A 12,687-nucleotide genomic window follows, 5' to 3' on the forward strand; every position below is an offset into this window, starting at 1 on the left:
GAGATAAAAAACGAAGATTTATGCCGTTGATGAAGGCGTAGGATAAATGGAGAGATACACATAGCCGTGTGATCCCAGGCTATCGGCTTCACAGGTTAGTCCATTGCGGTAAAGCGTGACGCAGTGCTGATAGCGGGGATTGAGTTCACCAGAAAGCAGCATCAGTTCCAGGTGGTTGATGAACTGCGGGAAAGTGTTATCTACATCTCGTAGCTGCGCGTCGCTGAAGGTCCCGCTGATATCGGCACGGTCGGCCAGAAAATGCAGCCGGTCGCCTTCTTGTACCAAGCGGGCACCAAACTGCGGAGTGACGTTGCGTTTAAGTCCCCAGGCTGGGGTAGTGATTGATGGCATCGTGCCTCCCCCTATAACAAGCCGTGCTCAGCAAACGAATACACCGTCATGCCACCGACAATACAGTGATCCAGCATCCTGACCTCAACCAGTGCCAGTGCATCTTTAATCTTGCCGGTGATTTGTCGGTCGGCAACACTGGGCTCAGCGTGGCCGGAGGGATGGCAATGACTTCGGTACTGTTGATACTGCCGGTGAACAACGTTTCGTGGGCTAACAATCGATGCTGATTGTCCAGCCAGAGCACCATAAAGACTTCTCGCTCCAATCTAGCCATCCGCAACCGCAACCAATCGCTGACAGTACCAAGTGACGTGAGTGAGATCCCCGGTTCACGCAGATGTGTCTCCAGCAAGAACAGAGCGCGTTTGATAGTACGCTGCGAACTTAACGGCAGTTCAGTGACTGCCGGGGATAAGGTTAAATTCATGAGGTTATTCCCGTTGTTTTCAGTTATTCATATGCATGATGGCATTGCATTCAGGACTCATTGAGCAGCAATGCGAGAGATTGCTGAAATAGGTCATTTCGGCCCCTAAAATCAAAAAGCCCCGTCGCGATCAGCGACAGGGCTCGAAGTGAGTAACAAACTGATAGCGGTAATCAATCAGCTAAAGGTGATCAACAAGACGCTTGAGTGGTGATAGCCGGCTATTGCCTGATTTGATATCGCATGATGTGGTCTTGGCATCAACCAATGCCTTCCCCAGAGCTGGGGCCAGCAATTTCACCGGGTATTGGAAGCTGTAAGCCAGAGGGACATGATCGAAGCTGCTGTCGTTGTAGTAGAAGTGTAAAACAAAGGTCCCTGTCTTACGCTCCTGCATGGCAGAAACTGCCAGTGACAGGTTAGCCGTCAACAGGCTGTCCATCAGCGTATCGGGATGATCAATACTGATGTCCATTTGATGAGCCCCAGCGGGGTAATACTGCAGAGTCATTCCCGTTGCCCCCTCAGCCTTATCGCCATAGATATCTTTCAGGTAATACAGGATGCCAAGACGTGCTTCGCCAGTATTGCAGGTGAGTCTGAATTTCTCCGTAATATCCCCTTTCCTGCCGGTGATGATAAATTCATCAACTCCATCCATAATACGGTCATGCTCAACCTGTACGTTGTCAGCCACCACATTCCGGTATTCTACCGGCTTGGGATCATACGCCGCTGCGCATACGGCCTGGCTCAACAGAGCGCTGACCAACAGGGTAAACATCATTATCATTTTTTTCATGTTCATCATCTCCTTGATAAAAATCACTTATTCCGAATCCGTTAGCGTGACGTAAATATTACCGCCTGAACGCACTTCTATCGTCAGCGGCTCTTTTGAGCCGGTATTCAACAAAGCCTGAGCCTGATAAAAACGGCCTGCCACCTCCTCTTTAATATCTGTGATACGGATACAGTGCTCCTCTATGCCCTGACGCTGCAGGATTTTAGTGACCACCGGGCAAGCACTTTGCGCAAGCCGTTCGGTACCTGATTGCGTTTTAAAATGATTACCGGCCACGGCTGACAATACGGTACAAATCAGCCATACCTGTAACAAGCGCCAGGGCTTCCCCTGACGCTCGTCACGTTGACGGAGATAAACCATCGGAAGCAAGAACCATCCCATTGAAGGGGGTGTGATCTCCTGCTTCATCAGGTTAAGTCGGTCGAGCAGCACCCAAATAAGCGAGAGCACCATATACAAACCAAGAGCAATCTCTTTAGGAAAGAAAATGGCGAAGGGTATCCAGATAACCGGAAGGCCAATGGATAAACACCAGGCATAGGTGTCTTGCTTAAGAAACGGATAAGGTTTCAACATAGAGAAATATTCCTTTATTAATAAGTAATTAGAAAACGGTGGGATTAAACGACCTCCCCAGCGAGGGGATCGTATCGGGATGTAAAGAGGAGGGATAATCGTTAGTGAAGATCAATAAACCGAAACCGATCGCTGAAATCTATCGATATAAACGATCATTAATTGAAGTTCAATAGTCAAAAACTATGACAAATCTATATTCGATCGGCGAAACAGATCAAACACAAGTCAGGTTTCTCGGCATACGTTAAAAGAAGCGATGCCAGAGCAATTTGGCCAAAGAGAGCAATCGAGAGCGCACCTGTTTTAACCACGTTCTTAATGTATGTGACTCCAGCAGGGCTTCCACGCTTGCGTCAAAGATGTCACCTACAACGCGGCTAAAGCCCTCCTGCGCCGTGGTGGTCACCTTCTCTGTCCGATACTCAGGCTCAAGCTGACGGGCAACCGCACTGCTGGCTTTGTCGGGTAAAACGGTGATGAGGGTTTCGACCCATCGAGGTATGTTAAAACCTTCAGAGGCAGAAACCGCCAAAACAGGATGAACTGGAGAAAATACGGCATCCACCTGAGCCACTTTTTCCTGCAGGTTATCTTGTTGATGTAAAGACGGTTGGTGATTGACGACATCCCATTCCCGACAAGGCTCAATTTTATCTGCCTGGTTCAGGACGAAGATAAACCGGGCCGGATCGGCACCGTGCGACACCAATTGCCTATAACAACGAATATCGTCATTCCAGGCTCGGTCGTCGGCTTTGAGTACCCAGACAATCAGGTCCAGTTTGTTCAGCCAATGTCGGTACAGGCGTGCATACACCGGGTCGAATGCCGGAGATTCGCCAATACCCGGAAAATCCACGATGAACAAGGCATGTGACGCAAGGGAAAAAGGATAGCGCTGTACCTGACGGGTACATGCCTGCACCGCACTGACTGGCGCGGGTGGCGAGGTAAACAGGGCATTGCAGAGGCTGGATTTTCCGGCCCCGCTTTTGCCCATCATACCGATGGTCGGCGCGTAGTTAATACATTGGCGTAATCGTTCAAGGACAGTTTGGGCAAGCGGGCCGGGAAGAAGGGAAATGTGCTGTTTAAGGGTGTGTAAGGCGCGTTCGGTATTGTCGGGCACGGAGACCTCCATAAGATAGCCACAACACGACAGCAACCGCTGTTGTCGTGTTCGCTAAAATGATATCGGTCTGAATATTTTTACACCTGAACAGGCTCAGCCCATACCTAATCCGAAATACCTTTTCCTCTGGGTAGCGTTCATGGCTTTCAGTTTCACTCTGTTCTTATTGAAGGAGATATCCACACCACGAATAGAGAGAGAATTCATCGGCACGCTACCTGATGGAAATGCTCTTGACGTTGCGCGCACAGGGATAAAGAACGCACCAGCGTTATCTTTGGGAGACAGCTCAGCGATTTTACACAGTCCCCTCTGCGTGTGTTTCTCAACTTTTGCGAGATCCTCATATTTAAAATACTTTATATTTTCAAAGTCATACTTGCCATCTAACCTTTCCCATTCTAATTGGGTGATGTGAAGGATTAAGCATCTGGCTGTAAAGATACCCTGGCAATAATCATCTAAATATGCCTCTTCATGATAATGGCAGGTCACCTCAGTTTTCAGGATGATCGAGAAGTCATTATTATCGAGCGCCTTATCCAGGACTTTTGGTTGTAAAAAGCCTTCAGACATAACTTGTTCAACTATGGCCTTGTCAATCTCCTCCATGAGCATCTTTGTTTTTAGTCGTTGTTCAGCTTTTTTTTGGCGACCGAGGCTGGCGGTCGCGAGGGAGGAAAAAGCGACCCGGCCATTAATATCAATTTGCTTCCCGCCGATAAACTGGGGATACAGTTTGATGACCCCGGATTCACCTTTAGCGATGTCTGCGTTACCTGTACTTTCTCGTTCTCTGCTCACTAAAGCATAAAGGTATTGCGAGGCACTTTTCTTACCATTCGGCTTGATGGATTTTTCTGCAAGAAAGCGCTCCATACCCTCGTCAGAATAGTACATCGTCGCTTTGTATTTGTACCCCATGTTATTCCCCTTATATGACTGAACTTACCGAAATGCCTGCTGGCTAAGTCCTGTTGACTGAAGCTGAACCGAACATTACCTGGCCATCTCAGCCTCATCAATCTCAGACCAAAAACAAAAGATATCAATCAACTTTAACCTACTTTATTCATTCACTATAAATTTAAAGTGACCTATAAATCGAAAAAAATCAGATAAGACAGTCTAGTTTTCAAATGACTCAAGAGACAAAAACACCATAAAAAAGTGACCTACTTTTGTTTTTTATCATTAAAATTAGCGTCATAAATAAAAAACCAGCCCGTCTTACGAAAAAGCGCATTGCGTCCATGATGCCTCACGGAGGAGCATCGCAGGGGGCATTGTGGCGACAATCAGTGAAAAAAAACTGCGCATCTTATCGAGTAGATGACCCGCGGTCACCCGTTCGCGTCTCATCAACGCAGAGTACCTGAACCGCTCACGCCAACTCTCTGAGCAGCGGACTCGGAGCCATAGTCAACCGGGTGAGAAGGGAGTGTTATCGCAGGAATCCCCCTTAACGTAAAGCTAGGGACTGCCCTCTGGAAATGGCGATCACCATGAACACGGGTGGGATGGTTTCTCTACTCTTGTTCAGGCTAACGCCAGAGTAAAATTGAGGGGGTGAGAAACCGAATGTCTATCACCCAGGCCTTATTGCTCCAGGGTTACTTTCCCTCACATCAACCAAAATCCTATCGGATATAATAATATATATTTATATATAAATAATAAGGATTATATAAATCAAATTAATACACAAAATTAATTATATTTATTTTAATAAATATTAACCAATCCCATAAACATGACTTGATATGTCACCTGCAATCCTGATAGCCAATAACTCCGTAGTAATACTATGCGAAACCCTAACCCCAAACCCAGCGTGAGAAGCGAAACTCACCCCCCCCACATTTACCGCCAAGCCGCTCCGCCAGAAATGAATAACGCACAACACAGGTTACACCACAGCCCCACTGACCGTGCTTTCCCATATCCGATAACGCGCTCACTCACGCATCCCGTCATTTTCAAGTGAGCTCGTTATTATCTGTAAAATAACAACCCGAGACAGCGCCATGACAAAAAACATCTCTGAGACCCATAACTTCCATTACCTTTTGCGATTCCGTAGCACGCTGAACAATGCCCTGATAACACACCCGAGAACCTTTGCTGTCCGTGTAGACCTGCGTTTTCCGGATGGCTATTGCGTTGATGACAACAAAGCCATTGAAGCCTTTACACCGGCCATCAGGTCTCGCCTAACCGCCTTGTTTAAACGAAAAAAGAAAAAGACCCCTGGTAAGCAAGTCCATGTATCAGACCTGCATTACATCTGGGTGAGAGAGAACAATCAGTGCGGGGAGAAGATCCACTATCACGCGCTGCTGATGTTTAACCGAGATGCCTTCTGGCGGCTGGGGGAGTATCAGAAAAAAGGGAGCCTGGCAGACCTGATTACTCAGGCATGGTTAAGCGCGCTGAAGCTCAAGGGGGATGAATACCGTGCTCTGGTCTCGTTCCCGGAAAACCCTTGTTATCACCTGTTCAGGGCCAAGCTGGGGGCCACCAATGACTGTCAGGCGGTGTTTCAGCGCATTGATTACATGGCCAAGCACCGAACCAAGCAGTACAGCAACAAGGTACGTACATTGGGATGTTCAGTCTCTGCACAAGGAACTTTCGATGAAGACTAAAAACCGTTGGAAAACACTCTGACGAGATTTCAGGTAATGCAGACGCATCACCATTCTGAAAATTAGGATTATCAGTACTTTTTTACACGGCCTTCCATCCACTGAGGAAGGCTGCAACACAAACTTAAAGACAGTCATTCCTCCTTTAACCAATTGACTTAAAGGAGATTTAATCATGAATACCAACACTCCATCCCTTCTAAATGATCAGCTTGTCGATATGGCGTTTATCACGCAGTTCACTGCCTTAAGTGACAAGTGGTTCTACAAACTGATTCAGCTCGGCGAATTCCCTAAGCCCATCAAACTGGGCCGCAGCTCTCGTTGGCTACAGAGTGAGGTAGAAGCTTGGGTTCGAAAACGTATCTCGGATTCACGTGCTACTTTGTAGTGGCGTAGCAAATTTTGCTACTGCCACATATCTTTCGTCCCGACTGAATCTCGGTTTATCTTTAACGTTAGTTCGCTCAGGTCGATTGCACAAAAGACAAACACTCGCATTGACCTTACAAGAAGCCAGAGCAATAGGAAGCCCTACTTATTTCGCGTAGTGCACAATTAGTGACAAAAGCCATGTAATAACATCATTTTTTAAACTTCTATGTAACAAACCCCCATTAGTTAACACATCTCGATGTTAGTAATACCCTCATCTTGTTGGCTTTGTTTGATAGCCATGGCAAGATTGTTTGATTAAAAAAATTAAATTATCCACGAGTAGGGAGCACACAGTGAACGATAACGCTAAGCTATATATCAACGCCGCCCAACAGGAAACAGCTAGTCTGAGTGACCCGAAGACCTTGCTCGCTAGGGATGTTTATGACCGCCTATACACGCTCATTAGTGAGGCTCAGCTCGAAGCAAGTAAAGTGCTAAAGAATTCAAATCAAGATTTTGACAGCCTACGTGCCCACAATGCAGTGCTAATTGATGGCGCTCGTGGGTCAGGGAAATCAACTGTGCTTGTTAACCTTCCCGCCTACTTAAAACAAAGAGCGAATACATCTTACGAAGCTCAGCAAGGAAGTGATCTCCCTCGTACTGGAGCACAGATGAATAGGGATTTACTTGCGCGGGTTCATATACTAAAACCAGTGGATCCAACCCTACTGGAAGAACACGATGATCTATTCCTACACGTGATTGTGGCAGCGGTGCTAAGCGACAACCAAGTACAACAGGCTAAACATGACGACCCCAATTACCGCTCGATGTTAAGATCACTGGAGGATCTGGCTGGCGGGCTTGAAAGCGTTGATGCACAAAAGGATGAGCGTGGATTAGATAAGTTACGCAGTTTTATTGGCAACCGACAGCTCAATAGTAAGGTACATGCTTTCTTCCGTAGTGTGTTAACACTGCTGGGTAGAGATTTGCTAGTGCTACCCATAGACGATGTAGATACTGCACTCGATAGAGCATATGAAAACCTAGAAATTGTTCGCCGCTATCTAAATACTCCATTGTTGCTACCCATAATTAGTGGTGATCTGAATTTGTACTACGAGGTAATCTGGCGTGAATTTCATGGGAAAATTGTGAAACCCACACCGAGATATAAAGAAGAGCAAGCAAATCAATGGGCAATCCAACTGGCAACAGAATACCAGCGTAAAATTCTACCAGTGCCTAACCGTATGCGCATGCCCGATATTGCGGATTACCTGAGTGATTTTCAGATTGAAGTACGTATTCCTAGCACCGATCAGTATGAAGGAACTATTACCTCTCTAGGTGCCTTCCATGCTTGGCTAGAGGGTTTTATTGCTGGCCCAGTCAATTCGCTGGAAAATAGTCAGTTAACTTTACCTATCCCTTCAATCCGCGCTCTGACTCAATTGATTCGACGCTGTGGGCAAGATCACTTGTTAGAAAAACTGCCAAGGGAGTTGAGACAGGCGCAGAGTGGTCTTGCCGCCAAGCGTGCCGGACAATTAGCTCCAGAAATCAACAGTGAAATGGTCGACCGCTTTAATACCAATTATGCAGAAGCTGCACTGGCAAAGGATCGTGACTACAGGCCCGTCTACAAGTCTTTTGCTGACACAGTCCGACAGGCAGAAAATACACGCAGTGAAGACACCATAAAAGAAATGCAGGCGAACGATGCGGTGCTACTAAGTAAACGGCTACGTGAGCAATTTGGTAGTGAGCAGGAGGCTGGCCCAACTTGCTTGGTACTGGAAGCCATACAACATTGGTATGGTAAGAACGAGCCCGGCAGCAGCATCCTCGACACTCCTTTATTCCAACCACTGAATCATACTGAAACATCCTACAAAGATTTTAGTAAACGGGACACATTGGCAAGCTGGTCGCGAGTGCTTGAAAAACAACTACCTCGCTATTGGTTAGAAGAAGTTGGCAAACGAGAAGTACTGCTACCCTATCCGCTACCAGAAAGTGGGCTGTGGGGCCAGCTTCGTTGGGATATCACTCAATCGGCCAAAAGCTCTCAAGGGCGGTTATTACTAAGACTATTGACCCATCACAACTATTATAGCGAGTCTAGCCGAGGCACCAAAATGAATATCGGCCGCCTATTTGAGCTACTGGTGACCAGCTTAGTTCGTGACGTAACGGCTTCGGATGTGGCCAGTCTTCTGGATCGCGCACCATTCTACTCCACCAGCATGTTAGCACCCACTAAAACTCAAGCCTTCATGTCCAATGATCATGAGGAATATGAGGATGTTGCAGACTCAGATCTAGACCCAAAGTCAATCGATGCCATCAATACCCTCGTTGAGGAGATTAGTATTTGGCGAAAAAACCATCAACTAAAGCTGGTACGCTTTTCTCCGTGGTTGATATACAACGTGTTCAATAAGGTTTTCAATCAAGCTTTATTCTTTAATAGTAACCAGCGGATTGATAAGCATGAAAATTATGCTAAAAAGGTCTTCAATACTGGCTTGCATGCTTTTTACTGCATCTGGTCAGCCTGCGGGAGTTTTGAAAAAGGCCCCCTATTCGGTTTACCCGCCAGTATTTCTACGGTTAATCTGATCAAAACCACTTCTTTTGAGAAGAACCCCTTATTCCGGCAGAACATACTCCCATTTTTCCCTCAAGGTGGGGGGATCGATAGTGATGTTGCCTACTATGGCAAGGTAATGCGCGCAATGACATATTACTTAGGGAACCACCCGTTACGAGAATGGTTAGAAACTGCAGACAGACCTCAAGAAAATATTGATACAGCAGTCTCAAATACAGCTCCTGTAGTCATTACCGATGTAGCCAAAGGCGAACATGCCAATCGGTATTTGCGTGAATTACTTGAAATTACCCCCCGTCGTAAAGACAACATATCTGCAAACATCCTAGATAAAGAGCTTAAGAAGTTGAGCCCGGAAAAAGCTCGATTAATTCTCGAGAGGATGCATGAACAATTTCCAGAGACAGAAGCGTTACTTCGGCTAGAAAAAGCATATCGTAAAATTTTCAATGAACAGTCGAGAGAATCCTGATGCTAGAACGTTCTCTTCTTGAACTCGTCGGTGGGCAATGCTTTTCTAGTCATGAGCTGGCAAAAACTTTGCTGGAGTACCTCCGCAGCAAACCTATTAACAACGGAATAAATAATCCTCTGGCTACGTTGCACTCAGACTGTCGTGAAGCTCTATTGCGCTGCATGGAAAAAGATCGACCCAGGCAATTCCGTCGCAATGATCTGCGCCGGCTGATTGATACCATCATCCAAAAGGACCTGTTTATCAGTGGCCAACTACCTTTATTGGAGAAGCTCTCAAATAACTTACTGGTTCGGCATGGTGACTATCTTCATTATCGCGAGACTCAAGTGCAGGTCTACTGCCGACTGGCTGTCGATCTGGACCCTACGCTTTTAGCTGCATGGCATTTCAGTGGTTGGATGGATGAATTACAAGCTCCCAGTGCTGAGAGTCTTCGTAGAGTACTCGACCATCAGAAACCATTTTTTGCCCCACTTCCCAATCCAGACCTTCCATATGCGGAAGGTCATGTGCACTTAGGCGGTATTAGCGCAGCAAAATTAATTCTGGGCGGACAACTGCTTGGTAAGTTACACACAACTAAACACATGGCCGAAGAAAAAACCGTATTGCAACGACTACAAAGAGTTCTAGTCGAGCTACTAAAGTGGTCACCCGCGCATAATGGCGAGAACGTCGGCTACCAAGTTATCCTTCAGAAAGCTTGCAATGATGAACCAGATCTGTCCGGTAAAAAGGATTCGTTTCCCGATTGGGATATCTTAAGAAAATATCATGCACAAGCACTGATAGGCTCGCCAGAATGGTTACTAGCCGAAATCGCACAGCGCGCTAACAAGCCTGATGGGATAGGTAATTGTTGGTTATGGCTGATGGTTTTCTTACTTCGGCGTTACCGTCATCCCGAAAGCCCGCCGACACTACGCGTAGCGATCTTGTATCTGTTGACAGAAACCATGAGCCTGCGCCGCCAACTCATTATGGATGATCTAGGTCTGAGTCGTTTTACACAAGATTATTTTGCTAACAAATTACGAAAAACAGCCACAAACCAACATACTCGCCTTCCTAATCTGCATCACCTAATGGCCAGCCCAAACGATCTGCTGGAAGCCAAAGGCGGCCCAAGTTTTTTCAAACCAAAGGAAATAGCCGAATTTGCGAGGGCGCTCGGCGATACGCTGGGTCAATCTCTTCTTCCCGTTCTCCCACATATGGAGGCGACAACACATACCAAGCCCCTGAATACAGCCGAGCTAAGCTATATCCGAGTATTAGAACAATGGCACTTTTGCGCCCATTTTTCCCGCTCAGCAAAGGATGGCAAAGATGGTCAGAAATCAGCGCCCGATATGGCGAAATTATGGAAGCATGCCGAAGAACTGCAGAACAGCTTGCGGACCACTTCTGATTGGAATCGAGACGAATTTCTTGGCGGCCGAAAGAACCCGAATTTCTCTTTTGAGCCGGCACGGTGGTTGCGTGGGTTAGATGTAGCAGGCAATGAAAATGACTTACGAATCGAATGGTTTGCTCCCCTACTTCGCTGGTTGCGCTTAGGTTCTCATCCTTACAGTCCAGATTCACAAGCATGTAGTGGTTTTCACCTTAGCATTCATGCTGGCGAAGATTATGCCCACCCACTGTCAGGCCTGCGGCATGTGGATGAAACCGTGCGCTTTGCCGAAATGCGCGATGGGGATCGACTGGGTCACGCACTCGCACTAGGTATCAAACCTAAGCACTGGGTTGAACAACATGGCGATATGATTCTACCGGTGGACGAACATTTGGATAATCTGGTATGGGCATGGCACCACGCCTGTCTTCTCAGTCCAAGATTACCATTGGCCGGACAGGTGCTACCATTGTTAGAGCGGCGTATACGTCGCATATGCCGTTATGGCGCTTGGTTGCATTATCCGGAAATTAATGCTGGATCAGGTTCAATATCTGCAGAAGCATCTGAACACCAGGTCGGGAAGACGAATTTTCGCGAGAAATTGCGATACTGGGTTGGCCAGCACGATGAGAACATTACTCCAGAGTTGCTGTTCCAAGCGTGGCTGCTACGCCGTAATTGTTATTTTCAATTCCGTAGAATTGGCGATGGTCAAATCTTGAGTGCCAAGGAAAAATGCTCGGTGCCTGATCTAGTTCGGCTACAACGAGTTAATACTAATGATGGGAGGTTAACACCAGAGGTATTATACAACCAACGCCACCAACACTTGGCCCTCGGTAATGCCTCACCATTTTTGATAGTGGTACGCATGCAACACAAAAATCAATGTCATAGTGAATTGAATCATGCCCCAGAAGAGACCGATGAAGCTCTTCTGCACGATAGCGAAAGCCCTGAAGAACTGCGCTTCATGCATGCTTTGCAGGATTATTTATTGCATGAGTATGATCGCAAGGGCCTAATAATTGAGACGAATCCAACCTCGAATGTGTATATTTCCCGAGTCGGTAAGCACAGTGAGCATCCTATCTTTCGTTGGAACCCACCAGATGAATCCACCTTGGCCAACGGCGCTAAGCATAACCGTTACGGCCTCCGCTGTGGCCCAATCCGTGTGCTGGTAAATACTGACGATCCAGGTATCATGCCGACTACACTGCGTACCGAATTTGCACTACTACGTGAAGCTGCCATTGAGCGAGGGATTTCTCGTACGGTAGCCGAAGATTGGTTGGAACGCTTACGTCGCTATGGTGTAGAGCAATTCCATCGTCATCACCAACCAGTATTCACTCTGAATGCAGCCAATCATCTATTCACATAACTGATATTTTGGATTGATATGAGGATTTTACCTTGGGCTAATGAAACCTAGAACATAAAAACAAACCAATGTAATAATATATTAATGAATAATAACCATATGGAGATGACCCATGAAAGCTGTAACTTCAGGTAAACATTCTTGTTATAAAGCATTAGATATGGGATATGAAAAAACTCCCGATATTAATGCTTACAGTGGTGCTTATTACATCAAAGATGGTAAGAAATGGATCTTTAATATCATCGGGTTAAAGAAGGATCTTGGGGTAACCTCTGATGATGAGCTGCGTAAGGAAAACTATGATGTGGATGTTTATTGGATGATAGAAAAATATCCGGTTAATTCAGGGATGATAGCGTTGTACGAAGATTTAACGGTTGAATCTGGTGCTTCTGTTTACTTAGAAGGCGGGATGTATCTCCACCCGGATGGTTCAATAAATTAACTATTTTACTGGAAACA

The 12,687-nt window shown here is 46.4% G+C and carries 10 protein-coding genes and 1 pseudogene; 5 read left to right on the top strand and 6 right to left on the bottom strand.

All coding sequences use genetic code 11. From position 1 onward, the window contains the following. Positions 1–18 precede the first annotated feature (18 nt). From EDF81_RS18520 to EDF81_RS18545, 6 genes and pseudogenes are all read right to left on the bottom strand, one after another. A complete protein-coding gene (locus tag EDF81_RS18520; protein WP_123349643.1) occupies positions 19–354 on the bottom strand; it encodes a type IV toxin-antitoxin system YeeU family antitoxin in 336 nt (111 codons plus the stop codon). An 11-nt stretch (positions 355–365) separates the two neighbouring features. Next, positions 366–784 (bottom strand): annotated as a pseudogene (locus EDF81_RS18525) (JAB domain-containing protein). A gap of 181 nt (positions 785–965) precedes the next feature. Further along, positions 966–1,586, bottom strand: coding sequence for a hypothetical protein (locus EDF81_RS18530; protein WP_123349934.1), 621 nt, complete (start codon positions 1,584–1,586; stop codon positions 966–968). 27 nt (positions 1,587–1,613) lie between these two features. Next, complete coding sequence (locus tag EDF81_RS18535) at positions 1,614–2,168, bottom strand: hypothetical protein (protein ID WP_044030216.1); 555 nt, start codon at positions 2,166–2,168, stop codon at positions 1,614–1,616. 247 nt (positions 2,169–2,415) lie between these two features. Then, complete coding sequence (locus EDF81_RS18540) at positions 2,416–3,300, bottom strand: GTPase family protein (protein WP_260232731.1); 885 nt, start codon at positions 3,298–3,300, stop codon at positions 2,416–2,418. Positions 3,301–3,396: 96 nt separating this feature from the next. Further along, positions 3,397–4,227 (bottom strand): hypothetical protein, encoded by an 831-nt coding sequence (locus EDF81_RS18545; protein ID WP_123349644.1) that lies wholly within the window; start codon positions 4,225–4,227, stop codon positions 3,397–3,399. Positions 4,228–5,330: 1,103 nt separating this feature from the next. Between EDF81_RS18545 and EDF81_RS18550 the strand changes: the two genes are divergently transcribed. From EDF81_RS18550 to EDF81_RS18570, 5 genes are all read left to right on the top strand, one after another. Then, positions 5,331–5,951 carry an inovirus Gp2 family protein gene (locus EDF81_RS18550; RefSeq protein WP_123349645.1) on the top strand — a complete coding sequence of 207 codons (621 nt, stop codon included), beginning with the start codon at positions 5,331–5,333 and terminating at the stop codon, positions 5,949–5,951. Positions 5,952–6,126: 175 nt separating this feature from the next. After that, entirely contained in the window at positions 6,127–6,342 is a 216-nt protein-coding gene (locus EDF81_RS18555) for an AlpA family transcriptional regulator (RefSeq protein WP_123349646.1), read from the top strand. Positions 6,343–6,682: 340 nt separating this feature from the next. Further along, positions 6,683–9,427, top strand: coding sequence for an antiviral RADAR system adenosine triphosphatase RdrA (rdrA, locus tag EDF81_RS18560; RefSeq protein WP_148049945.1), 2,745 nt, complete (start codon positions 6,683–6,685; stop codon positions 9,425–9,427). Next, on the top strand, positions 9,427–12,222 hold the full coding sequence (rdrB, locus tag EDF81_RS18565) for an antiviral RADAR system adenosine deaminase RdrB (protein WP_260232732.1): 2,796 nt from the start codon (positions 9,427–9,429) through the stop codon (positions 12,220–12,222). The genes rdrA and rdrB overlap by 1 nt, the downstream gene beginning before the upstream one ends. A 112-nt stretch (positions 12,223–12,334) precedes the next feature. Further along, positions 12,335–12,670 (top strand): hypothetical protein, encoded by a 336-nt coding sequence (locus EDF81_RS18570; protein ID WP_123349648.1) that lies wholly within the window; start codon positions 12,335–12,337, stop codon positions 12,668–12,670. The last annotated feature ends 17 nt before the right edge of the window (positions 12,671–12,687 follow it).

Origin of the sequence: Enterobacter sp. BIGb0383 (genome assembly GCF_003751845.1) — a bacterium.
GTDB lineage: Bacteria > Pseudomonadota > Gammaproteobacteria > Enterobacterales > Enterobacteriaceae > BIGb0383.